25 protein-coding genes and 1 riboswitch are annotated in these 23,205 nt (G+C 45.0%); of the genes, 1 reads left to right on the forward strand and 24 read right to left on the reverse strand.

The features are described 5' to 3' along the window. Positions 1–11: 11 nt before the first annotated feature. The 9 genes from ACSQ8O_RS29905 to ACSQ8O_RS29945 all read right to left on the reverse strand — a co-directional run bounded on the left by ACSQ8O_RS29905 (position 12) and on the right by ACSQ8O_RS29945 (position 10,153). The gene (locus ACSQ8O_RS29905; RefSeq protein WP_436244620.1) at positions 12–1,241 is read right to left on the reverse strand and encodes a bifunctional 3,4-dihydroxy-2-butanone-4-phosphate synthase/GTP cyclohydrolase II; all 1,230 of its coding nucleotides are present in this window, start codon (positions 1,239–1,241) and stop codon (positions 12–14) included. A gap of 16 nt (positions 1,242–1,257) precedes the next feature. Then, positions 1,258–1,929, reverse strand: a complete 672-nt coding sequence (ribE, locus tag ACSQ8O_RS29910; RefSeq protein WP_436244621.1) for a riboflavin synthase — start codon at positions 1,927–1,929, stop codon at positions 1,258–1,260. A gap of 16 nt (positions 1,930–1,945) precedes the next feature. Beyond that, on the reverse strand, positions 1,946–3,055 hold the full coding sequence (gene ribD, locus ACSQ8O_RS29915) for a bifunctional diaminohydroxyphosphoribosylaminopyrimidine deaminase/5-amino-6-(5-phosphoribosylamino)uracil reductase RibD (protein WP_436244622.1): 1,110 nt from the start codon (positions 3,053–3,055) through the stop codon (positions 1,946–1,948). A gap of 232 nt (positions 3,056–3,287) precedes the next feature. Beyond that, positions 3,288–3,467: riboswitch (FMN riboswitch) on the reverse strand. 167 nt (positions 3,468–3,634) lie between these two features. Beyond that, entirely contained in the window at positions 3,635–4,822 is a 1,188-nt protein-coding gene (locus ACSQ8O_RS29920; protein WP_436244623.1) for a hypothetical protein, read from the reverse strand. Between the two features lie 583 nt (positions 4,823–5,405). Then, positions 5,406–5,837, reverse strand: a complete 432-nt coding sequence (locus ACSQ8O_RS29925; protein ID WP_056614545.1) for a peptidylprolyl isomerase — start codon at positions 5,835–5,837, stop codon at positions 5,406–5,408. Between the two features lie 117 nt (positions 5,838–5,954). Next, positions 5,955–7,286 carry a diaminopimelate decarboxylase gene (lysA, locus tag ACSQ8O_RS29930; protein ID WP_436244624.1) on the reverse strand — a complete coding sequence of 444 codons (1,332 nt, stop codon included), beginning with the start codon at positions 7,284–7,286 and terminating at the stop codon, positions 5,955–5,957. A gap of 159 nt (positions 7,287–7,445) precedes the next feature. Beyond that, positions 7,446–9,077, reverse strand: coding sequence for a spore germination protein (locus ACSQ8O_RS29935; RefSeq protein WP_436244625.1), 1,632 nt, complete (start codon positions 9,075–9,077; stop codon positions 7,446–7,448). A gap of 24 nt (positions 9,078–9,101) precedes the next feature. Further along, on the reverse strand, positions 9,102–9,515 hold the full coding sequence (locus ACSQ8O_RS29940; protein WP_056616974.1) for a stage V sporulation protein AB: 414 nt from the start codon (positions 9,513–9,515) through the stop codon (positions 9,102–9,104). Positions 9,516–9,520: 5 nt separating this feature from the next. Then, positions 9,521–10,153, reverse strand: coding sequence for a stage V sporulation protein AA (locus tag ACSQ8O_RS29945; protein ID WP_436244626.1), 633 nt, complete (start codon positions 10,151–10,153; stop codon positions 9,521–9,523). Positions 10,154–10,344: 191 nt separating this feature from the next. Between ACSQ8O_RS29945 and ACSQ8O_RS29950 the strand changes: the two genes are divergently transcribed. Next, positions 10,345–10,554 carry a DUF378 domain-containing protein gene (locus tag ACSQ8O_RS29950; RefSeq protein ID WP_082595418.1) on the forward strand — a complete coding sequence of 70 codons (210 nt, stop codon included), beginning with the start codon at positions 10,345–10,347 and terminating at the stop codon, positions 10,552–10,554. Between the two features lie 145 nt (positions 10,555–10,699). Here ACSQ8O_RS29950 and sigF read toward each other — a convergent pair whose 3' ends face one another. The 15 genes from sigF to spoIIM all read right to left on the reverse strand — a co-directional run bounded on the left by sigF (position 10,700) and on the right by spoIIM (position 23,189). Continuing rightward, positions 10,700–11,455 carry an RNA polymerase sporulation sigma factor SigF gene (gene sigF / locus ACSQ8O_RS29955; protein ID WP_056614554.1) on the reverse strand — a complete coding sequence of 252 codons (756 nt, stop codon included), beginning with the start codon at positions 11,453–11,455 and terminating at the stop codon, positions 10,700–10,702. Positions 11,456–11,466: 11 nt separating this feature from the next. Then, positions 11,467–11,913 carry an anti-sigma F factor gene (gene spoIIAB, locus ACSQ8O_RS29960; protein WP_056614558.1) on the reverse strand — a complete coding sequence of 149 codons (447 nt, stop codon included), beginning with the start codon at positions 11,911–11,913 and terminating at the stop codon, positions 11,467–11,469. Next, positions 11,910–12,263, reverse strand: coding sequence for an anti-sigma F factor antagonist (gene spoIIAA / locus ACSQ8O_RS29965; protein WP_082595419.1), 354 nt, complete (start codon positions 12,261–12,263; stop codon positions 11,910–11,912). Before spoIIAA ends, spoIIAB begins: the two co-directional genes overlap by 4 nt. Before the next feature lie 140 nt (positions 12,264–12,403). Then, positions 12,404–13,579: a D-alanyl-D-alanine carboxypeptidase family protein gene (locus ACSQ8O_RS29970; RefSeq protein ID WP_436244627.1), complete on the reverse strand. Its 1,176-nt coding sequence runs from the start codon at positions 13,577–13,579 to the stop codon at positions 12,404–12,406. Between the two features lie 171 nt (positions 13,580–13,750). Continuing rightward, the gene (locus ACSQ8O_RS29975; protein ID WP_436244628.1) at positions 13,751–15,052 is read right to left on the reverse strand and encodes a pyrimidine-nucleoside phosphorylase; all 1,302 of its coding nucleotides are present in this window, start codon (positions 15,050–15,052) and stop codon (positions 13,751–13,753) included. A 134-nt stretch (positions 15,053–15,186) separates the two neighbouring features. Continuing rightward, entirely contained in the window at positions 15,187–15,570 is a 384-nt protein-coding gene (locus ACSQ8O_RS29980; RefSeq protein WP_056614567.1) for a cupredoxin domain-containing protein, read from the reverse strand. Positions 15,571–15,717: 147 nt separating this feature from the next. Beyond that, a complete protein-coding gene (locus ACSQ8O_RS29985; protein WP_436244629.1) occupies positions 15,718–16,164 on the reverse strand; it encodes a flagellar protein in 447 nt (148 codons plus the stop codon). Between the two features lie 155 nt (positions 16,165–16,319). Then, positions 16,320–17,174 (reverse strand): purine-nucleoside phosphorylase, encoded by an 855-nt coding sequence (locus ACSQ8O_RS29990; protein ID WP_436244630.1) that lies wholly within the window; start codon positions 17,172–17,174, stop codon positions 16,320–16,322. A gap of 43 nt (positions 17,175–17,217) precedes the next feature. Next, a complete protein-coding gene (locus ACSQ8O_RS29995) occupies positions 17,218–18,045 on the reverse strand; it encodes a purine-nucleoside phosphorylase (protein WP_436244631.1) in 828 nt (275 codons plus the stop codon). 35 nt (positions 18,046–18,080) lie between these two features. Continuing rightward, complete coding sequence (gene deoB / locus ACSQ8O_RS30000; protein ID WP_436244632.1) at positions 18,081–19,256, reverse strand: phosphopentomutase; 1,176 nt, start codon at positions 19,254–19,256, stop codon at positions 18,081–18,083. Positions 19,257–19,379: 123 nt separating this feature from the next. Then, positions 19,380–20,276, reverse strand: coding sequence for a site-specific tyrosine recombinase XerD (xerD, locus tag ACSQ8O_RS30005; RefSeq protein ID WP_436244633.1), 897 nt, complete (start codon positions 20,274–20,276; stop codon positions 19,380–19,382). An 86-nt stretch (positions 20,277–20,362) separates the two neighbouring features. Further along, a complete protein-coding gene (locus tag ACSQ8O_RS30010) occupies positions 20,363–20,599 on the reverse strand; it encodes a DUF4227 family protein (RefSeq protein ID WP_056614586.1) in 237 nt (78 codons plus the stop codon). A 59-nt stretch (positions 20,600–20,658) separates the two neighbouring features. Further along, complete coding sequence (gene ald / locus ACSQ8O_RS30015; protein ID WP_436244634.1) at positions 20,659–21,789, reverse strand: alanine dehydrogenase; 1,131 nt, start codon at positions 21,787–21,789, stop codon at positions 20,659–20,661. Between the two features lie 182 nt (positions 21,790–21,971). Further along, a complete protein-coding gene (gene fur, locus ACSQ8O_RS30020) occupies positions 21,972–22,442 on the reverse strand; it encodes a ferric iron uptake transcriptional regulator (RefSeq protein ID WP_436244635.1) in 471 nt (156 codons plus the stop codon). Between the two features lie 102 nt (positions 22,443–22,544). Then, positions 22,545–23,189 (reverse strand): stage II sporulation protein M, encoded by a 645-nt coding sequence (gene spoIIM, locus ACSQ8O_RS30025; RefSeq protein ID WP_235550466.1) that lies wholly within the window; start codon positions 23,187–23,189, stop codon positions 22,545–22,547. Positions 23,190–23,205: the final 16 nt, after the last annotated feature.

Below are 23,205 nucleotides of genomic sequence, written 5' to 3' on the forward strand. Positions count from 1 at the left end.
CATTCACAAAATTAAATGCCTTTGCCTACGTCGATAAAAGTAAGCATGTGGCCTAGCTTCTGTTGCTTGGTTTGCAAATAATTAAGGTTATCTTTCTTGCTCTCCATTTGAATCGGAACGCGCTCATCTACTTCGAGCCCATAGCCTTCTAAGCCTTTAATTTTACGCGGATTATTCGTCAACAAACGAAGTTTCGAGATCCCAAGATCTTTGAGAATTTGAGCACCAATGCCATAATCACGAAGATCTGGAGCAAATCCAAGCTTAATATTCGCTTCTACGGTGTCTAATCCCTGCTCTTGGAGGACATATGCCTTCAATTTATTGATTAAACCGATGCCGCGACCTTCCTGTCGCATATATAATAATACACCATTGCCCTCTTCATCAATCTGTTTTAGTGCAGCATCCAGCTGTGGACCGCAATCACAACGATGAGAATGAAACACATCACCTGTCAAACACTCGGAATGGACACGCACCAAGGTAGGTTTGGAAGGATCAATTGTCCCCTTAACTAAGGCTACGTGTTCCTTGTCATCCAATTGATTCGTATAAGCAATCGCTTTGAACGTACCGAAATCCGTTGGCAGATCCACCTCAACCTCGCGCTTCACCAACTTTTCTTGTTGATTGCGATACTGGATAAGGTCTTGAATCGTAATGATGCAAAGTTCATGCTTCGCGGCAATCTCCATCAGATCGGGCACACGAGCCATCGTGCCATCTTCTTTAATGACTTCACAAATAACGCCAGCCGGATATGAGTCACAAAGAATAGCTAAATCGATCGTTGCTTCTGTATGGCCTGCTCTGCGAAGTACACCGCCTTTTTTGGCGATCAAAGGGAAAATGTGACCTGGTCTGCGGAAATCCTGCGGCTTCGTTGACGGATCGATTAAGCCTTGAATTGTTCTGGAACGCTCATGAGCAGAAATCCCTGTACTTGTATCGGTATGATCAACGGAAACTGTGAAGGCTGTGCCGTGATAATCAGTGTTCCGTACCACCATAGGCGGTAAATCAAGTTCCTTGGCTCTCTCTTCGGTGATCGGTGCGCAGACAAGTCCACGCCCTTCTTTAATCATGAAGTTGATCACTTCAGGAGTTGTTTTATCAGCAAGCGCGATAAAATCACCTTCGTTTTCCCGATCCTCATCATCTACGGCAATAATTACTTTACCTAATTTCAGATCCTCAAGAGCTTCTTCAATCGTATTAAATCGAATGGGTTGTGTCATATGCACCTCTCCTAACTTACATAAAGCCATTATCTGCTAAAAAGCTTGCGGTCAGCTTACTTTTCTTAGGCTCTCCGTGAACAGCAGTCTCAGAAGAACCAAATTTGAGCAGTCGTTCCATATATTTGCCAAGAACATCGCATTCAATGTTGACTGTATCTCCGGCTTTTTTGTCGTGGAGAACAGTTTGCGCAAGGGTATGCGGGATAATCGAAACGGAAACATCGTTTTCTGTGACATCTACAACCGTTAAACTTATACCATCAATCGTGATGGATCCGCCAGGAATAATGTAGCGGAATATATGCGGATTCTCCGGTGCGAACCGGTAAACAACTGCATTCTCTTCGGGTATGCGGGAAAGGATCGTTGCTGTGGCATCCACATGACCTTGGACAATATGTCCGCCAAATCGGCCATTCGCAGCCATCGCCCGCTCCAAATTCACACGTGTGCCGGATTGAAGCTTCCGAAGATTCGTTTTCCGATACGTTTCAGGCATCACATCAACGGAGAAGGAATCACTATCATACGAAATGACTGTGAGACACACGCCATTAACGGCAATACTGTCACCTAAATGGACATCTTCCAGTATTTTTTTGGCGCCAATGGTCAACACCATGGCTTGCCCTCCACTATGAATGCGGCGCATGTGGCCGATTTCTTCTACAATGCCGGTAAACATGCCACTCCTCCATTCTCTAGCTCTTATACAACGGATAACCGGTGATACAAACATCCGGTCCGAATTGCTCGACACGCAGTCGGTCGAGCGTAATGGCGTCATCCATCTTCGCGTAGCCGTCGAAGTGGATGTTCACAGGTGCTGCCTGGCCCCCGCCGATAATTTTCGGCGCATACATCAGCACCAGCTTATCAATCAGGCGCCGCTCCAGCATGGCGCCGTTCAAGCGGCCTCCACCTTCGAGGAGGATGGATCCGATCTCGCGCTCGCCGAGCTGCTGCATGGCGAGCGTCAGGTCCACCTGCGGGCCGTCCCCGCAGATGAGGACCGTGATGCCGCGCGCTTCCAGCGCGGCACGGCGCTCTGCGGGCGCCTGTGCGCTCGCGAGCAGGATCGTCGGCTGACGATCCTGCTCGGTGAGCACGCGGGCGCCGAGCGGGACTCGCAGCTGCGAGTCCGCGATGATGCGTACCGGCTGCACAGCCGGTACATCGCCGCGCGTGCTCAGCTGCGGGTCGTCGGCGATGACGGTCTGTACGCCGACGAGGATACCCTGATGCCGATGGCGCAGGGTATGAACAAAAGCTCGCGACTCCGCGGATGTAATCCACTTGCTGTCGCCGGTTTTGGAAGCGATGCGGCCGTCTAGGGTGCTCGCGGTCTTCATCGTCACAAAAGGCATACGCGAGACGATGAATTTATTGAAAGCCTCGTTCAGCTTCGCGGATTCTTCACCTAGTAGGCCTACGCTCACTTCCAAACCGTGCGCGCGCAGCTTAGCGATTCCTGTCCCAGCAACTACCGGATTCGGATCCGTGGTAGCCACAACAACACGAGTCACACCAGCTTCGATGAGGCGGTCACTGCATGGCGGTGTTTTGCCATAATGACTGCAGGGCTCCAAGGTCACATAAGCTGTACTCCCCTTAGCTTCTTCGCCCGCCATACGCAACGCCAAGACCTCTGCATGCCCTTCTCCGCGCTTCAAATGTGCACCCATGCCAACAATGCGGCCCTCTTTGACAAGAACACACCCTACTACAGGATTAATTCCCGTTTGTCCAAGTGCACTCTCTGCCATCTGAAGCGCAAGTCTCATATAGGTTTCGTCATTCAACAGCCCCATGGATGATCACCGCCTTCTTAATCCAATCATTGATTCTAATGCAAAAAAGCCCCTTCCGCTTACGGATGGGGGCCAGAGATTGTTTAGATAACACGAATAAACTTCAGCTATTACGCTTGTCACATTTTTGATCAAATCAAACAATACCGACGAGGTAGTCACTTTGGACAGACCTGCCGAATTTAGGTTAATGTGAAAAAATGAACAAGCATGCTAGCGAATTGGCATTCGCATTTTCCTTCTCCCATCCAGACTATACTGTCGGTCCCGGAATTCCACCAGGTCAACCGTAGCGAAGCTGTTGTCAGGTACCGCTAGCTTCACAACGGGTCACGGACTGATCGCACCATGTACACGTACATGCATACGAATCACCGCCGGTGTGGAATTTCACCACGCCCCGAAGGTTTTGCATACTATAAAAAGAGATTAATAACTAAACCTTAGCTACTAATTTCTTTATTACACAAAAATTTATCACTCACGCATGAAAATTGCAAGGTCTTTTTTCATTTTTTCTGATAAAACTTGTCGGAATTAATGGATTTGGAACTCAACCTGGTTGAATTTACTATGAATTCATTGTTCTAATAAGGCAACATCTGAACAAATCGTTCCTTCTTCCCAATGAGGATTCGCATAGCCTGCGGGTGCATTCAGATATGTCAACCAAGCCTTGTCGAAGCCAGCTTTCTTCTTGGCCGATACACAAGCGTTTCGTTGGTCAACGCCTCTGTTCACCTCCGTTAAAAGTTCTTTCCGCAGCAGTGAATAACGTTTGATCGTACGGTCGAACTCAGCTTCCTTATCGGAATTCATCCCACCCTGTACCCACTCACCTTCAAAAATAAAAGCATAATCTTGATAAGACGCAGCTTGCATCTTGATGGCTTCAGAATAATCACGTAACGCCTGATCCCTGTATCCATGCGATTCAGCCCACATGCCATTTATCAGACGATGATACGGTGTAGGTGATTGCACATAGACGCGTTCAGTCCGTTTAAGCGAATTTTCAACAACCGCATACGTCTCGGTGAATTCCTGCTGCCACGGTCCCGCTCCAACTGAACCGATTAGCCCACCTGACAGCTGAAGCTTCCTATCTCGAATTTCCGCTTTGGATTCACTGGCTATCACAGCTGTTCCCGCGTATGTTTCAAGTTTTCTACCTACCCATGAAGACACGGTATATTCGGAAAAAGTGGTGTGCGCGCCGCTATTTATGGATCCCCAAACAACCTCTGGCTTGCTATCACCTGTAAGATCATCAATGGTCATGACCTTTGTTCGACCGTTATTCGCAGATGAAAAATGTAAATACTGAAGGATGTACTGGCTATCTTCATCAAAATCAATGATGACCCCATAAGACTTTCGTTCCTGTACCAAGCCTGTTTGCTCATCCAGAATATCCTCAACTAGTACAGTTACCCATTCATTCGAAACGCCATCTTGATCTAGATCCGTCTGGATGACGTTTAACAACTCTTTCTTGGAATCGTATGGCGACACTCGTGTTTGAAGCCATTCCGTCATATCAGTCATAGGTTCATTGAAGTGGCTAAGCTCTATTCTAAGCTGCTCAATCAAAGGTCGCTTCACCGTTTCAGAGGGCGTTTTAGCTACATCTACATCTGAGATCAAGGAAACATGTTGCGGGCTTTGAACGGTGAGTGTGGGCCGCTCTTCTCCTGTCAAAGTGAATAAACAGAGTATACCCATCCCTATACCTGCTCCTACATACCTAAGCCAAGTCTTTTTCAAACTGACATCACCTTTCATACGTATTCCCTTTTTAAGTTTGACGTATCCGTGTTCAGATCGGTTCTGATTGACTTGCTGTTACATGAGAATATTTACGGCTAATTTCGTTATTCATTCGACAACTTATTGAACCTGGATAACATGGGTAGGAGTTGGATTAGATGTATTGCATTGGAGGTTGGGTAGTGGGGAAACGTGTGTTGTTTTGCTGCTGAGTTCCTAGAGGTGTTTTGTTGCTGAGGTGCTGAGTAGCTAAGACATGGAGGACGTGGGCATGAAGTCTGTAGAATTAATTTAATTACCCATCAAACCTCAATTTACCTGTAAAATATGTAGCTAATTCAGAAGAATTTCATCAAATTTTTCAAGTAAATGGAAATTATACAGTTAATTCTTCTCCGTTCACGCTTTTGTACAAAAACACCTGAAATTAACTACAGAAAATCCATTTAGTTTGAATTTAATCCAGAAATTCAAGTAATTAACTACATTTAATCCATCTATTTCCGCCGAATCCTTTCTAGTTACATACAAATACAAAAAACTGCCCAGACCTAAGTCTGAGCAGTTCATATGACAGAAATTATACTTCTACAACTTCTACTTTTTCCATTTTGTCTTTGCCTTTGAATGCATCAACAAGCTCCATACCTTTGGATACTTTACCGAAAACCGTGTGTCCGCCATCCAAATGTGGTTGTGGTTGGTAAGCGATGTAGAATTGGCTGCCACCTGTGTTACGACCAGCATGCGCCATCGCTAGGGAGCCGCGCTCATGTTTGTTGGGGTTGATTTCACAGTTGATTTGGTAGCCAGGGCCACCAGTTCCTGTTCCAGTTGGGCAACCACCTTGTGCTACGAATCCTGGGATTACGCGGTGAAAAACAAGTCCGTTGTAGAAACCAGAGTTTGCTAGTTTTTCAAAGTTAGCGACAGTATTAGGTGCATCTTTCTCAAAAAGATCGATAACAACCTCTCCGCCACCTGCTAGTTGAATTTTTGCTTGTTTTGCCATTATGTGGTTCACTCCTTTAGGAAATAATATCTTATTCTACTATGAATGACTGCATTACACAAACAGCAGGAGGAACCCAGCGTAACTCTAGGGCCTCCCGCTGTTTTCATGATGCCTCTATACCGTTTTGCTCACTTGTTTCATTCTCGCTGGAATCACGTCATTCCCTACGATTTGATCAAAAGATTCACGTTTCACGACAAGGTCGCTTTGACCGTCTTTGACAAATACAACACCCGGTCTACGAATTCGGTTATAGTTGCTGGCCATCGAGTAATTGTAAGCTCCTGTACTCGACACCGCCAAAATATCACCTGCCACAACCTTCGGCAGATTCACATCCCAGATCAGCATATCGCCGCTTTCACAGCATTTGCCGGCAATGGAAACAACTTCAGCTGGCTGCTCTGCAGCGCGGTTCGCGAGACCCGCTTCGTATACAGCATCATATAGGGCAGGACGCGGATTGTCAGTCATACCGCCATCCACGGCCACATATTTACGAACACCGGGAATATCCTTCGTTGTGCCAACCGTGTAAAGCGTTGTCCCTGCATCGCCTACGATGCTCCGACCCGGTTCAACCCAAATTTCCGGAAGCGGATAGCCGTTGCTGCCGAAATTCGTTTTGATCGCATCAGTAATCGCCTTCACATACACAGCTACAGGTAGAGGTATATCTTCACTCACATAACGAATTCCGAAGCCACCGCCAAGGTTGATTACTTTGAACGTGACATCTAATTCTGTCCGCACATGAATTGCAAATTCAGCCATTTTCTCAGCCGCGATACGGAACCCTTCGACTTCAAATATCTGCGAACCAATATGCGAATGAATGCCCAAAAGATCTAAATTGGATAACTGCGATGCCTCTTCAATCGCGCGGAATGCAGATCCATTCCCCAAATCGAAGCCGAATTTGGAATCTGTCTGGCCTGTTGAAATATATTCATGCGTGTGCGCCTCTACACCTGGCGTAATCCGCAATAAAATTTTCACTTTTTGGCGTTTCTCAGCTGCAATCGCATTTAACATTTGCAACTCGATAAAGTTATCCACGACGAAGCATCCAATTTTGGCATCAATGGCCATTTCCATCTCAGAAATGGTTTTGTTATTCCCATGGAAATGAATACGTTCAGCTGGGAAGCCTGCTTGAAGCGCTGTATACAGCTCGCCATCGGATACAACATCCAAAGACATACCTTCTTCTTCGACAATTCGGCACATCGCCATTACACAAAACGCTTTACTTGCATAGGCTACTTGAAATTTCAGCCCAGAAGCTCCGAAAGCTTCAACGAATTCACGACAGCGCTGACGTACGAGTGTCTCGTCAAAAACATAGAGAGGCGTACCGTATTCGGCAACTAACTTTGTCGTATCAACACCGCCAATTTCGAGGTGGCCTTGGTCATTTATTCTACTGGTACCATGTAAATACATAGCAATATTTTCCCCTCTCTACTTGAACCTTCCCTATGCCAAATTCCGCTAAAGAGGTCGCATACATACTAATAAAAGTACCATAGAGCACGCGCATTTGACAATACATGCGCCTAGAACAAACAAAAAAGGGCAGGAAGATTCCAGCCCATTTTTAAGCTATGATTTAGGTTGACGGGTACCATCAATTGGCTTTGTAATGCTAAGTCTTGTTTTGCTTGCTAGTACTGGTCGACGAAGCAAAATTGCGAAAAAGCTCTTGGCATTAAACGGGATAAACGGCCACATATAGGGAGCATCATAAGATTTCTTTGAAGCTAACATAATTAGCCATAATGTGGAGCCAATCACAAACCCAGGAACTCCAAAAATAGACACTGTAATTAATAACGCCAGCCTCACGATTCGATTCGCTAAACCTAATTCATAGCTTGGAGTAGCGAACATCCCGATTGAAGCGAGTGCTAAGTAGAGGATGACCTCGTTGATAAAGAGTCCTGTCTTAACAGCAATATCTCCGACCAATATCGCGGCCACCAACCCCATCGCAGTTGCAAGCGGTGAAGGGGTATGTACCGCTGCCATCCGCATGAGATCGATTCCTATATCTGCAATCAGGAATTGAATGAGGAGCGGCAACGTACCTTCCTTCTGCGGGCCAAGGAATTCTAATCCCGCTGGTTTTAGGGAAGGCTCCATTACCATTAGATACCAGAGTGGCAGCAAGAAGATCGACATCATAATGCCGGCAAAACGTACCCACCTCAAATAGGTACCGATAAATGGTGTATTCCGATATTCCTCAGCATGTTGCACATGATGGAAAAAGGTCGTCGGCAAGATCATGACGCTTGGAGAGGTATCCACAAACACACAGACATGACCTTCTAATAGATGTGCCGAGACCACGTCCGGTCGCTCCGAATAGCGCACCATGGGGTATGGATTCCAACCCTTATTTACAATCACTTCCTCTAATTGCTTCTCACCAAGGGGCAGACCATCAATTTCTACTTGTTTCATTTTGTCTTTAATATCTTGGACAAGTGCCGCATCCGCAATATCATTAATATATCCGATACAGACATCTGTCTTCGTACGCTTACCGATTTGCATGATTTCTAGTTTAAAACGCTCATCACGAATGCGCCGTCTAACTAGGGTAACATTCACTAACAACGTTTCTACAAAACCATCGCGCGAACCTCTAACCACACGTTCTAAATCTGGTTCTGCAATCGATCTAACAGGGAAGCTTTTCGCATCAACCGCAATGGCCGTCGTTACTCCCTCAATGAAGAATGCAGTCCCACCCATTAACACTTGTCCAACAATCTCCGACATTTTCGTATAATGCTTCACTTGAATATGTGGGATTAATTTTTCAATAAAAGTTTCCAACGTATGGTGAGCCACTGCTTCACTATCTGCATAGGTCAGTCGAGTAATTATGTCCGTCAACACAGTATCTTTCGCGAACCCGTTGCAGTAGAAGATTCCGACGCGTTTAGATCCAAACACCATCTCTCTCATCACAAGATCAAAACTCCGATTTAAGCCGACCCTTTCTTCCAATACGCGCTGTACTTCTCGCAGACTTTTAGGAATATCTTCTTGGATCTTAAGTGCCTTCTCTCTCGGCGTCATATTCGTAATGGGATTATAGGCCGATAAATTCCCTTCCTCATCAACAGCTAACTTTTCTTCTTGATTTTCTTGTTTATCATCGTCCTGTAGGTCTTGCAATTTCTCCTCTTCGCTGTTTTGACCATTTCGAACAATAAATTTCATTGGTGCGCCACCATCCTCCGCTCTTTAATAAAATAACCATTCAAACAAGGAGCCAATTACCTTTCCGAAAATCATGGCCATTAATAACACAATTCGATAAGAATCCATTCCTACTCGTTTAGCCAAAATCGGCAGCACATTGACGATTTCAGTCAGTGCAGCCGCTAGCAAGCCAACGAAACAACCTGCAAATAGACCAAATAGTGCTGCGCCCATTGGAAATAAATGCATATGCAAATCACTGAAATCCACCCAAGTAAACACGAGTGAGCCTAGTACTACCGCTGCTTCATAAGCGTGGATTTTGGAGAATGAACGTGAGATTTGAGCTAACCTAGGGATGATATCCAGAACGACTAGAAAGGCAACCATGCCGCTCCCAACTGCAATGCCTCCAGCTAATCCGATAAAAGCAGCTAGGAAAGCTTCCCCGATCAGCGTAATCACTTCGCGTCCCCTTCTTCATTGATTTTCGAGTATTCTTCTGTGATTACGTAATGATTAATATTTTCTTGATACATAAACATCTCAACTTCCAAAGGACTCGGCTCTTCGTTGAATTTCTTTTTAAACAGATGGTTAAAGAAAAGCACCATACCTACACCGATGCCAATTGAATAGGGTATTTGCAAAATGAGCGGATGATCGACCTTTTTACCCGTCATCAATTCATAAATACGCTGATGGACGGTTAGCATGGACACATCCGCATGGAAGTTCATGATCGCCAGCCCAGAGCCAATAAATAAAAGCAACCATACGATCACTATGAGAAGCGGATTTGCCTTCTTATTATCGGTGTATATTTCTAACAACACGTGTGGTTCTCCAAAATGTTCAACTTGCAGCTCGGGAAACCGTTTCTTTACTTTACGAATGATTAATAGCATGTCAATGAGCACGCGATTCCCATCCTCTTGCTGGGGTTGATGGATAATCAATTCATTCAGAGCTTGTTCATATTCAGGCTCCACAAATAGCTGTGCAATGTGGTGTAGTCTCACGATCTGACCTTTGCGAACGCGAGCTTTGCGGCGCAGACGTATGTATAAATATTTATTAACTACCTGGTCCATGGTTCACCCCTCTCAGAGCTTAACAATGTCAATTCTGTCTGCAGTCATCCATGTATAGGAATAGTATGCAAAATCCTTCCTTCTCGTAATCCATTCGAGATTTGGTAAATTCTCCATGCATAAAGTTGGATATGGCAAGGCATGTTAAATAGGGAATACGATTACTTATTCCATATAAAGAAGGTGATAACATGGCAAAATTCGCGTTAACACTCGTCATCATTGGTGCGCTGAATTGGCTTCTAGTTGGGCTTTTCGAATGGGATTTAGTTTCTGCTCTACTTGGGGGAGATTCACACCGTGAATCTTCAGGGTTAAGTCGTATTGTATATTCCCTCGTAGGTTTATGCGGGATATACTGCGTCAGATTTTATGCGGTTGACCGTTATTCGGCACGGTAAAAAAGCGTTCGGTGTATAAGGAACAAGCCGCTCATCCCCCTGATACTTACTCATGGGAAATTAGCGGCTATACGTATATGCACTGAAAAACCGTCCTCCCATAGGGAGCACGGTTATACCAGCGCGCTGTTGCGTATAGAAACAATTATTGTGCAATCTGATCCTTGATCGATTGCAGAATTTTCTTCTCCAAGCGCGATACCTGCACCTGAGATATACCCAGTCTGCTTGCAACCTCCGACTGCGTCTGATCACGAAAATAGCGGAGATATACAATAAGTCTTTCTCGCTCATTGAGCGTCCCAATCGCCTCATTCAAGGCTAACTTCTCGAACCATTTCTCGCCGGATTCATCCGAAATTTGGTCCATGAGCGTGATGGGGTCTCCATCGTTCTCAAATACGGTCTCATGAATCGACGAGAGAGGTTTATTCGCCTCTTGAGCGAACACAACCTCCTCCGGCGTAATCATAAGCTCCTCGGCAACCTCTTTGATCGTAGGAAGCCTCCCCAAGCGTTTCGAAAGTTCATCCTTCGTCTTGCGAATTTTGTTCGCAAGCTCCTTCAGAGAGCGGCTTACCTTTAATGTACCATCATCTCGTAGAAACCGCTGAATTTCCCCGATAATCATCGGGACGGCATAGGTTGAGAATTTGACATCATACGATAGATCGAATTTGTCCACGGACTTGAGCAGTCCAATGCACCCGATCTGGAACAAGTCTTCGGCTTCGTAACCACGGTTCAAAAAGCGCTGAACCACGGACCACACCAAACGGATATTGCAGCTGACAAGTGTTTCTCTAGCGAGTCCATCTCCGGATTGGCTGAGGGCGATTAACCGTTTGACTTCCGAATCGTCTAAATAACTATGAGAAGCATGCTTCAGATCAACATCCATAGATCCTACCCCTAATTGTATAAAGCTTTTTTAGATTCAATTCGCTTCAACATGTTTATTTTCGTTCCGATTCCGACGGCCGTCACAACTTCCACTTCGTCCATGAAATTTTCCATAATTGTAAAGCCCATCCCAGAACGTTCTAGCTCTGGTTTAGAGGTATACAAGGGCTCCTTCGCTTGCTCTAAATCAGCAATACCTTCACCCTTGTCCTCAATCGTCAATCGAATCGTGTCATCATCAATTTCAGCTGAAATGGTAATGACACCATCCTGATTATTGTTATAACCATGTATAATCGAATTCGTTACGGCTTCTGAAACAACCGTTTTGATATCCGTCAATTCATCTAATGTTGGATCTAATTGCGAAACGAATGCGGCTACTGCTACACGTGCAAAAGCTTCATTCTCCGATCGGCTGGCAAATTGCAAGGTCATAAAGTTTCGTTCACTCATAAAGCAACCTCCAAACTGGACATTGCATTACGTTCGTTATCTTGAATCGAAACGATCTTAAACATTCCCGAAAGTTCGAACAAGCGATAAACAGCCGGTGAGACGTCACAGACGACCATTTTGCCGCCTTTGCTCGTGATTTGCTTATAACGGCCAAGAATAACGCCTAGACCTGAGCTATCCATGAAGGAGAGGTCCTTCAAACTAAGAATGAGGTGATGCGTCTGCTCCTTCGCAATTGCATCCTCCATCCTCGCCTTTACACTATCCGCTGCATGATGGTCAAGTTCACCCTTCAATCTAACAATCAGCGCTCTTCTGCCTTGCTCAAACTCAATTTGCATGCCCAATATGTTCACTCCCTTCAGGTCATGAACACTAGTTTCTACAACTGAGTTGGCATTTCCTGCCACCCGACAAAACTAGAAGAAAACCGCTAAAAGAAGGCAAAATATACGATCACATCAACTTCTATTCGCTGTTTTCCGCATTAATTCGTCCTAAATAACTCCGACGTTGTCCGCTTAAACAGCTTCCACCAAGATGCTTTATCAACAGCTTGCGGAGACTCTAAAGGGTATTCAGCCAAGACATTATCCCCATTGTAGACCATGATTTTACCAATCGGTTGACCTTCACTTACAGGTGCTCTCAAGCTTGGATCAAGCTGCAATTCATGTCGGATATTTGCCGTGTCCGTCCCTTTTTTCATTAATATGCTATAATTCTGCTTTGCAACTAACGGAACTGTCGATACTTGACCCTTATTTATCGTGAAGCTTCCCAAACTATCTCCTGTTTTGAACAATGGATAATTCGTATATTGCGCAAAAGCATAATCAAACAACTTTGTTACTTCCGCGTTTCGCGTTTTGGTATTAGGTTCACCCAGTACAACAGCAACAACACGTAAATTATCTCGTTTAGCTGTAGCTGACAAACAGAATTTGGCTTCACTCGTATAGCCAGTTTTCAATCCATCGGCTCCACTATAGAAACGCACTAATTTATTTGTATTTACAAGCCAGAATGGCTTCGGTGAGTCTTTGCGTAAATAATCTTGGTAGGCACCAGTGAAATTTGTAATCCCTTCGTGCTTCAGAAGTTCACGTGACATAATCGCGATATCATTCGCCGTTGTATAGTGATTCGCCACAGGAAGTCCATTACAGTTGGAGAAATGGGTATTCTTCATCCCGAGTTGACCTGCTCGCTCATTCATCATGGCAACAAAATTCTCTTCCGATCCCGCAATTTTCTCAGCCATTGCGACAGAGGCATCATTTCCAGAAGCCATTGCGATGCCTTTCAGCATCTCTTGAACAGACATTTGTTCACCAGGCTCTAAGAAGATTTGTGAGCCTCCCATGGAAGCCGCATATTCACTAACGCTGACTTTTTCATCCATTTTGATGGTACCCTTGTCGACTGCTTCCATAATCAATAGCATGGTCATGATTTTGGTAATACTCGCTGGCGGAAGTTTAGCATCCTTATTCTTCTCCGCAATCACCGTGCCAGTATCCGCATCCATGAGAACAGCTGATAGCGCATTCGGTGTTAGATCCACGGGTTGAACCTTGGTTTCCGCCGCATAAATCGCTGGCAGAACCAGCATCACACCTAGTTGTAAACAAATAAAACTAATTAGCCCTTTTTTTCGCATAGCAATTGTACCCCTCCTGTGATGTATGAAGTGAAAGTTTTGGCATTTTGCAGCATGAATGACTGCTAATCAGTGTTGACGAAATTCCTCTAAATTATTCCATGACGGTGAAAATAAGCCAGAACGAAAAAAAACACCTTCCGTTAGGAAAGTGCATGTTCACTGCAACTGTTATTCGATTACATCATAAATTAATTGCTTCTGTGCAGGCTGCGAAGACGTGATTTTATAGGCATCGAGAATCATCGCTTCAACCTCAGCTACGTCGAGTCGATTCGCATGGATGGTACAAATGGATTCCCCTATTTGAATGGCATCTCCTATTTTCTTATTTAACGTCAGTCCTACTGCATAATCAATCAAGTCTTCCTTCTTCGCTCGTCCCGCGCCAAGGACCATCGCTGCGATGCCGATATTTTCCGCTTGAATCTCGTTAATGAAGCCAGCTTGTTGTGCAGTAACCTCGATATGATAAGCTGCCGTTGGCAATAGCTCAGGCTGATCAACAACACGCGAGTCGCCGCCTTGGCTGGCGATAAAGCGCTTGAACGTATCCAATGCTTTCCCCTTGGAGATGATGTCACGAACAGCTTCCTGCGCCTCCTCAAAGGAGGTAAACACCTTACCCAGGACTGCCATATAAGCGGCAACAGAAATCGCAACTTCCGTTAGCTCCTTGTCTCCTGTTCCGCGCAATACATCGATGGATTCTCGAATTTCATTCGCATTTCCGATTTCGCGGCCAAGCGGCTGATCCATATCGGTAATCATCGCAATTGTTTTCCGATTCAGACGAGTTCCGATATCAACCATTGTACGAGCAAGTACTCTTGCATCCTCGACCGTTTTCATAAAGGCACCGGAACCTATTTTCACATCCAATACAATCGCTTCAGCGCCAGAAGCAATTTTCTTACTCATGATGGAGCTGGCGATCAATGGGATCGAATCCACCGTTGCCGTCACATCACGTAAGGCATAGATTTTCTTATCTGCTGGAGCCAAATTGCCACTCTGTCCGACAATGGCTATTTTATTCGTGTTAACCGCCTCAATAAAGGCTTCTTTCGACAACTCGATTTGAAAACCTGGAATAGACTCCAGTTTATCCAACGTACCTCCTGTATGCCCTAGCCCTCTACCTGACATCTTAGCAACAGGTATTCCGAGCGAAGCCACAACTGGACCTACGATGAGGCTAACTTTATCCCCTACGCCACCCGTCGAATGTTTATCCACTTTCACACCAGCAATCGCAGATAAATCAATCATTTCACCGGATCCTGCCATTGCGAGTGTAAGAAACGACGTTTCTTCATCTGTCATTCCGTTTAGAAAGGTCGCCATCAAGAAGGCGGACATTTGATAATCAGGAATACTCCCCGCGGTATATTCATTGATGATAAACGTAATTTCCTGTTCACTTAACGCTTCACCAACACGTTTCTTATGTATTAAATCAACCATTCTCATGATATTACCTCCTTAAAGTTTTCGCCAGAAAACTGACATCGTAAGCATCCGCTTTAGCTACCATCTTACATCACAATTAGGAAAATGGAAAAAAGGGAGCTAATAAGCCCCCTCTTATCTGTTATCTATGAAGATTATTGTACAATTAGTTTGGATTTCATTTTGGCATGTCCTTCGCCGCAAGGAAGAACACAATCAATTTCATATGTACCTGGTTTGTCAAACGTAATTTCTTTAGAAGGGTTTTCTTTGTCAAGTTTAATATCCAAACCAACAATTTCAACCGCATGTACGCCTTCTTTTAAAGATAAAGATACTTTTGTAGGTTCACCTTTTTTGATCGTGTACTCTGGCGTATCAAACTGCCAGTTTGAAGCAACTAATTTTAGCTGTTGCATTTTACCAGCGGCAGCCTCGGCTTCCTGTGCCTCTTGGCGATCAGAAATATCTTGAAAGAGGACTCCCAGCCCCAATGCGCCCGCAAGTATAAATAGTACAAAGAAAATCCACTTTTGCATGCATATCCCCCTCATCGTGTGTTCACTTCATCTATTCTACCTAACATCAGAGAATAATCCCATATCTAGTCCGTGGCAAAAAATTGACTATTTCGTGACAGAATTGTGAACTGAACTCCATCTTACTATTGCCCATTCCACAGCAAATTACACGCGATTCCAACGATCACTAATTTTGAAGCCACCCGTGATACCCTGAGGTTTCAACTCAGGTTGCTTCATTCGTTGCTGTACGGTCCCACTCTCTGAAAGCTTACGAATTTCATGAGTAATACGCGTGCTGCAACTAACACACAACTTATGTTCACGAATTGGTTCCGCACAGGAAGCACATTGATAACTCAAATTAGGATAATCAGAAAGATGTAACTTGCCTTCTTTCATCCAAACTTGTAATTGAATATTGGAAACACCTGTAGCAGCACAAACCTGCTCATTGGATGAACGATAATTTCTACGGAGATAATCGAGACAATCCTTTAATTGATCGTTGATACTAGTGCTGCAATCCATGCATTGGTTGCGTAAATTTCTTTGAAACACTTTCCCGCAGCGCGGGCAATTGGCCACCATGAGTTGCTGAGGAACTGACATGCTACAACACATCCTTCTATGGAATAGGTAATCTCTCTCAGAAAGATTACCATCGAATATAGTTCTAATTAACTATATTCTACCATGTGGCCCATAGGAAGGATAGGTCTTAAGGCGCCTAACCCCGCAAAAAATCATGTTTTTTTCGATCCAATTTATCCCAATTCAACCTCACGAACAAATGCTTTCACCAAAGCAATAAATTTGGGCTTCGTTCGATTCGCCACAGCCACAACCTGCTCATGCGTCAAGGGTTCGAGTTCCTCACCAATGGCCATATCTGTAATGCATGAAATGCCCAGCACTTTAAGTCCTGCATGACGGGCAGCAATCACTTCACCTACAGTGGACATACCGATCGCATCGCCTCCGATACGTGCAAGCATCGTCAACTCTGCAGGTGTACAGTAGGTAGGACCTGTAATACCCGCATATACGCCTTCCTGGAGCTTGAGTGGTGTGCCATCTTCTCCCACAACAGATGATGCCAACTCACGAGCAAGTCGGCGATAGTCACGATTATAGGCTTCTGACATATCTGGGAAACGAACACCGAGCTCACCATGGTTCGGTCCAATCAACGGGTTATCGCCTGTCATATTGATATGATCACTGATCAACATCAAATCACCCGCCTGGAAGGAGCGATTCATCCCTCCCGCCGCGTTCGTCATTACAACGGTCTGTACCCCGATAGCTTTCATCACGTAAACCGGGAACACCACTTTTTTCATATCGTAGCCTTCATAATAGTGAAAACGGCCTTGCATCACGATAACCTGCTTACCTTCTAAAGTCCCAATCACAAAACGGCCTTCATGGCCCTCTACTGTAGATACAGGGAAATGTGGAACGTCACTGTATTCGATCGCTATTGGCTGCTCAACCTGATTCGCCATATCGCCAAGTCCTGAACCTAGAACAAGTCCAATTGTTGGTGACACACTGCCTAAACGCGATTGGATGAAGCTTGCAGCCTCATTAATTTGTTGAATGTAAGTCAATGTCATGTTGTTCTCCTTATCTGCTTATAGAGGTTGTTTGAACACGCTCTTATAGTGCCTCAATAATCCCTAGGACTAGCTTCAAAAATTTAGGTTTAACTTTCTCCGTCGTCTCCATCACTTCTGCATGGGATAACGGTTGGTCTAATATACCCGATGCCATGTTGGAAATACAAGAGAAGCCCAATACTTCGATGCCCGCATGACGAGCCACGATGACCTCAGGAACAGTAGACATCCCAACGGAGTCTCCACCCAATGTACGGAACATGCGAATTTCAGCAGGTGTTTCGTAGTTAGGTCCAAGCAGCCCGACATAAACACCTTCTTGTAATTTAAAATCCTGCGTAGCCGCAACATCATGCGCTAACTTACGCAGACGCTTACTGTAAGCCTCTGACATATCCGGGAAGCGAACACCTAGCCCTGAATCATTCGGCCCAATCAACGGATTGCGGAACGTCATATTCAAATGGTCGCTGATGACCATGAGATCGCCAACTTGATAGGACTCATTGATTCCACCAGCTGCATTAGTAACGATCAAGGTTTGTACACCAAGCTCTTTCATTACACGTACAGGGAAAGAAACCGTCTCAGCCCCGTAACCTTCATAAGCATGGAAGCGCCCTTTCATCATGAGGACTTGCTTACCTTTAATGGAGCCCACAACGAGCTCACCAGCATGTCCCTCAACAGTAGAGACCGGGAAATGCGGGATACGTGAATAGTCGATTACAATGGGCTCTTCTATCAAATCAGCTAGAACGCCGAGACCTGAACCTAGAATAAGACCAATTTGTGGTGTCATATTTGTTTCTTTTTTAATAAATGCTGCAGCTTCTTGAATTTCTTGAATCATGGATGTACCTGACATGTCATCATGCCTCCTCAAATTAATGTAACTCAACTTTATTTCAAAAGATGCAAAAAGCTCTCACCATTCTTAGTTGGTTCTACGCCAAAGTTCTCAGCGATCGTCGCGCCTAAATCTGCAAAGGTTCCACGGATTCCCAAGGAAACTGGCGATTGGAAGCTTGGGCTATACAGCAAAATGGGTACATACTCGCGTGTATGGTCCGTCCCTGCGTGCACAGGGTCATTCCCATGATCCGCGGTCAAGATCAGCAGATCCTTCGGACCGAGTCCAGCTTTCAGCTGTGGTACATAGGCATCAAATTCCTCTAACGCCTTTCCGTAGCCTTCAGGATCACGTCGATGTCCATACAAGGAATCGAAATCGACTAGATTGGTAAAAGCTAGGCCCTTAAATGAGGTCCCGAGCACGTCAATCGTTTTCTGAATGCCATCCAAATTGCTTTTCGTTGAGGTCGCTTTCGTGACCCCTTCCCCATCAAAGATATCATTAATTTTACCGATGGCAATGACATCCCATCCGGCATCCTTCAGTTGATTCATAACGGTAGGCTCTGGTGGCTTGACCGCATAATCATGACGGTTTGGCGTTCGTTTGAACGCACCTGGTGAACCCAGATAAGGTCTTGCAATCACACGCCCCACGGCAAATTCATCTTGCATAGTTAGCTTGCGGGCAATCTCGCATGCGCGATACAGCTCGTCTAGTGGAATGATGTCTTCATGTGCGGCCAACTGGAACACACTATCCGCTGACGTGTAGACAATCCATGCGCCAGTTTTCATCTGCTCTTCGCCAAGCTCATCTAAAATCTCAGTCCCCGAAGCCGGTTTATTTCCGATCACTTTCCGACCTGTCTCTTGCTCAAATTGCGAGATCAAGGCTTCGGGAAAACCGTCAGGGAACACTTTAAATGGTGTAGAAATACGGAGTCCCATCAATTCCCAGTGACCCGTCATCGTATCTTTGCCAACGGAAACCTCTGCCATTTTGCCATAATAGCCTTCTGGCGACGCTACCGCAGGAATTCCCTGAATGTCTGCAATATTCCCTAAACCCATTTGCTGCAAATGGGGCAGCGCAAAGCCGCTTACTTTCTCTGCAATATGACCTAGGGTATGTGCTCCAAGGTCGCCAAACTGATCAGCATCCGGCAATTCTCCGATGCCTACGCTATCTAATACGATTAAACTAATTCGTTCAAAGCGCACCGATGTCCCTCCAAATCAATTCCTAATAGTAATGATATCCACCCTTCATTATCCCACTTCCAACCCGTGAATGCAAAACAGCAGCAATTCCAGTTGGAAGTGCCGCTGCCCTTCTGTCAACAATCATAAATGAGCTCTCGGGTGTGCTCGATTATAGACATCTTTCATTTTGATCTTCGTAACTTGCACATAGAGCTGTGTTGATGAGATATCGGAATGACCAAGCATTTCCTGTACAGATCTTAAATCCGCACCATTTTCGATTAAATGCGCAGCGAAGGAATGTCTTAGCGTATGGGGTGTAATTTCATTCGTAATATTCGTCTCCAACGCATAGCGCTTCATAATTTTCCAAAAACCTTGTCTCGTCATCCGCGTACCTAAATGCCCAATGAAGAGTGCTTCCTCATCTACCGATCTTTTGAGGAGCTTTATGCGATAGAGCTGGATGTAGGTATCAATGATCCGAATGGCAATGCCGCTAAGCGGAATCATCCTCTCTTTCTCTGCTTTGCCAATACATCGAATAAAGCCCATCTCTAGATTCACATCGGCTATATTTAATGCCACTAGTTCAGAAACACGAATCCCTGTAGCGTAAAGTAATTCAAGCATGGCTTTATCCCGGGCGCCATTCACTTGGTCTGATTGAGGAGCTTCAAGCAACTTTTCAACTTCGAGAATGCTTAGAACTTTAGGAATCCTCTTTTCCAACTTAGGAACCTCGATGAAAACAGAAGGATCAGAATCAAGCAGCCGTTCTTTCACCATGTATTGAAAAAAGGAACGTAATGAAACACGTATACGCGATAAGGTCGCTGAAGCTCGTCCGAGCGTTTTTAATTGTGATAGATAACTTCCAAGATGTACTTTCCCAGTATCTCGCCAGTTTGTAACACCCTGCATCTCAAGATAAGCAACAAATTGAAGGAGATCCCTTTCGTAGGATTCGAGTGTATTCCGTGAAAGTCCTCGTTCAGTCGTCAGAAATTGGATGAAGGATTGCAGCTCACTCGTCATTATGTCAGTCTCTCCCTCGTTTACCTGCTATGATTTCCATTCTATAGCATTCCACGGTGACTGGAGAGATTCCTTTATTTTTCGCTTTACTCACCATACCAATAAAACAAACGCAATCGCTCACTCATTGAATTCGATTCAAAAGAAACATGCTCGCTTTGTCCGAATACCTTAACGGATTTGCCAGTAGGAGCTTTGTATTTGTTTACAGGTTGGATCCAGCCGGATACGGCAAGCAGCACTTGATATAAAATGACCGTCAATGCTACAAAAACCAAAATATACTGTAAGCGAACAATTAATTTCCGATAGGAAAATATCATAGCCCGTCCCCCATGTCTATCCCATGTCTTAGGAACAGAATATGAGGTTCGGTCTATGATTATGACAGATCCGTCAATTTGGTATAAGGCATTCCGAGCGCCTCAGCGACCGCTGGATGGGTGACATTACCTTTGTACGTATTAACACCTAATTGTAGTGTGTAGTTCTCTGCTAAAGCTTGTGTGAAGCCTTTATTAGCCAACTCCAATGCGTATGGCAAGGTGACATTCGTCAAAGCAAGCGTTGAGGTACGAGGAACAGCTCCTGGCATATTGGCAACTGCATAATGAAGAACACCGAACTTCTCATATGTTGGATCACTATGGGTGGTTACACGATCAATCGTTTCGATGGAACCTCCTTGATCGACAGCAACATCCACAATGACGGCGCCCGGCTTCATACTCTGAACCATCGCCGCTGTCACTAATCGCGGTGCTCTTGCCCCTGGGATGAGGACTGCCCCAATGAGTAGATCTGCCTTTTGGACTGCACTAGCAATATTATACGGATTGGACATCAATGTACGGATATGCCCTCCGAAAATGTCATCCAAGGCTCGCATCCGGTCCGCACTTCGTTCAATAATAACGACATTAGCACCAAGCCCTAGTGCCATTTTGGCTGCATTCGTACCTACAATCCCACCGCCTAGAATAATGACATCTGCCGGCGGAACGCCTGGAACACCGCCAAGCAGAATGCCGCGGCCTCCATAGAATTTCTCGAGATAGTGGGCTCCAATCTGTACAGACATCCGCCCCGCAACCTCACTCATCGGTGTTAGTAAAGGCAGAGAGCCATTCGGCAGTTGAATCGTCTCATAGGCAATACCCGTCACTTTCTTCTCCAATAACTGAGTTGCCAGATCGCCAGCAGCTGCTAAGTGCAAATAGGTAAATAGCATCTGACCTTCTTTGAAATAGCTATATTCAGCAGGCAACGGCTCTTTCACTTTCATGATCATATCACTTTGCGCCCACACTTCAGCTGCATGTGCGATTATTGTAGCGCCTTCTTGCTTATAATCCTCATCTGAAAATCCACTGCCAATGCCTGCTCCCGCTTCGACCAACACACGATGACCAGACATTTGCAGCATCCCTGCACCGCCTGGGGTCAAAGCAACGCGATTTTCATTGTTCTTGATTTCTTTAGGAACGCCAACGACTAGGTTTGGTTTCGACATACTCGCCACCTTCTTCCTTCGGATCATTCGTCTATAATGTACCCCGACTTCCTTGCCAATTATGTGACAGTAAGCTAACTCTTAACTACTATTTAGCATATGATGTAAACACAAAAATGCCTGTATGCATTTGTCTGCATACAGGCATTTTCATAAGTTGAACAGCTTCCTTGCGGCAGCTGTTAGTGGGATTTCTCCAATGAGTCCGGTTTCCCGCGTTCGTTACAGCGGTAGCAAATACCTTGGAAATCAAGTCGATGATCTAAGACTTGAAAATGAAATTCTGATTCTAACCGTTCTTCGAAAGGTCCGAGCCAGTCTTCCATGATTTCATCTACGGCTCCGCATTGCACGCAAATTAAGTGATGATGATGATGTCGTGAATTATCGTCACGTAAGTCGTAACGAGCCACGCCGTCGCCAAAATTCATTTTCTCCAAGACGTGCAGTTCGCTCAGAAGTTCTAACGTACGATACACTGTTGCTAGCCCGATCTCTGGCGCTTTATCCTTCACAAGCATAAACACATCTTCTGCACTAAGATGATCTTGTTCATTCTCCAGTAGAACGCGAACAGTCGCTTCCCGTTGAGGTGTAAGCTTGTACCCCTGGGATTGTAGTTGTTGTTTAATTTTCTCGATCCTTGCTTCCATATGCCTCCCCCTCAGAAAGGTGGGCATCCTAGCCCATTTTTAGCCACTCTTTTCATTATAGGGGGAGCTTGCTGACAAAGTCAAACACAATCACAATTCATTTCATTCCCCATAAACCCCCACCAGCATTGGGGTTACCCATTTCATCATGTATTGGGAGAAGTATCCTTCTAATAATGCAGCTGCTAAAAGGAAGCCTCCCATCGCTAAGGTGATCGTTGTATATCTCATGAAAGGTTGGTAAATGTTACCACTACGACTCATGATTCTATGCTTTATCATATATAGCGAGAATGACATCGCAGCCACACTGCAGAAAAGAATCGCCGGTATTACGATCAAATTCTGAGGAACAACGGCTACAAGTGCAAAAAGCATCCCTTTCCACGACATCTGACCCACGAGGTATCCGACTGTGAAGCCAATCAGTACACCTTTTAGAAAATCCAATACTAAGATTAACGGCAAACCTATTATCGACAAGCCAAATAACCAAATTAATAGTATCCACTTCATATGCATACCGAATGCTTGACTAAACGACTGCTGGCTGTCAATTTCGATACCTTCATTAATTTCATGAAAAAAACTGCCCAAATGGCGGGTCATTTCCGTCCTCTGTTCCAAGGAAAGTGCATTAACCATGACGGCACCGAAAACAACGCCAATAACAAAGAGCACAGAGACGAATATAAATAACGGCAAATTATCCTTCATATATTGTTTCATCGTTAAGTTCCTATTCACACTCGCCACTCCCTCC

Origin of the sequence: Paenibacillus sp. LjRoot56 (assembly GCF_964253335.1) — a bacterium.
GTDB classification, from domain to species: Bacteria; Bacillota; Bacilli; order Paenibacillales; family NBRC-103111; genus Paenibacillus_E; species Paenibacillus_E allorhizoplanae.

Bases quoted from the DNA above. Each gene is read 5' to 3' on its own strand.
- ribD (WP_436244622.1), bottom strand. From the start codon at position 3,055: ATGGGGCTGTTGAATGACGAAACCTATATGAGACTTGCGCTTCAGATG.
- ACSQ8O_RS29980 (WP_056614567.1), bottom strand. From the start codon at position 15,570: ATGCAAAAGTGGATTTTCTTTGTACTATTTATACTTGCGGGCGCATTG.
- ACSQ8O_RS29995 (WP_436244631.1), bottom strand. From the start codon at position 18,045: ATGTCAGGTACATCCATGATTCAAGAAATTCAAGAAGCTGCAGCATTT.
- ald (WP_436244634.1), bottom strand. From the start codon at position 21,789: ATGTCGAAACCAAACCTAGTCGTTGGCGTTCCTAAAGAAATCAAGAAC.
- sigF (WP_056614554.1), bottom strand. From the start codon at position 11,455: ATGGATGTTGATCTGAAGCATGCTTCTCATAGTTATTTAGACGATTCG.
- ACSQ8O_RS29990 (WP_436244630.1), bottom strand. From the start codon at position 17,174: ATGACATTGACTTACATTCAACAAATTAATGAGGCTGCAAGCTTCATC.
- lysA (WP_436244624.1), bottom strand. From the start codon at position 7,286: ATGTATTTACATGGTACCAGTAGAATAAATGACCAAGGCCACCTCGAA.
- ACSQ8O_RS29925 (WP_056614545.1), bottom strand. From the start codon at position 5,837: ATGGCAAAACAAGCAAAAATTCAACTAGCAGGTGGCGGAGAGGTTGTT.
- ACSQ8O_RS30010 (WP_056614586.1), bottom strand. From the start codon at position 20,599: ATGATATTTTCCTATCGGAAATTAATTGTTCGCTTACAGTATATTTTG.
- ACSQ8O_RS29945 (WP_436244626.1), bottom strand. From the start codon at position 10,153: ATGGACCAGGTAGTTAATAAATATTTATACATACGTCTGCGCCGCAAA.
- ribE (WP_436244621.1), bottom strand. From the start codon at position 1,929: ATGTTTACCGGCATTGTAGAAGAAATCGGCCACATGCGCCGCATTCAT.
- ACSQ8O_RS29975 (WP_436244628.1), bottom strand. From the start codon at position 15,052: ATGAGAATGGTTGATTTAATACATAAGAAACGTGTTGGTGAAGCGTTA.
- ACSQ8O_RS29935 (WP_436244625.1), bottom strand. From the start codon at position 9,077: ATGAAATTTATTGTTCGAAATGGTCAAAACAGCGAAGAGGAGAAATTG.
- ACSQ8O_RS29950 (WP_082595418.1), top strand. From the start codon at position 10,345: ATGGCAAAATTCGCGTTAACACTCGTCATCATTGGTGCGCTGAATTGG.
- ACSQ8O_RS29905 (WP_436244620.1), bottom strand. From the start codon at position 1,241: ATGACACAACCCATTCGATTTAATACGATTGAAGAAGCTCTTGAGGAT.
- xerD (WP_436244633.1), bottom strand. From the start codon at position 20,276: ATGACGAGTGAGCTGCAATCCTTCATCCAATTTCTGACGACTGAACGA.
- ACSQ8O_RS29970 (WP_436244627.1), bottom strand. From the start codon at position 13,579: ATGCGAAAAAAAGGGCTAATTAGTTTTATTTGTTTACAACTAGGTGTG.
- spoIIAB (WP_056614558.1), bottom strand. From the start codon at position 11,913: ATGAGTGAACGAAACTTTATGACCTTGCAATTTGCCAGCCGATCGGAG.
- fur (WP_436244635.1), bottom strand. From the start codon at position 22,442: ATGGAAGCAAGGATCGAGAAAATTAAACAACAACTACAATCCCAGGGG.
- ACSQ8O_RS29985 (WP_436244629.1), bottom strand. From the start codon at position 16,164: ATGTCAGTTCCTCAGCAACTCATGGTGGCCAATTGCCCGCGCTGCGGG.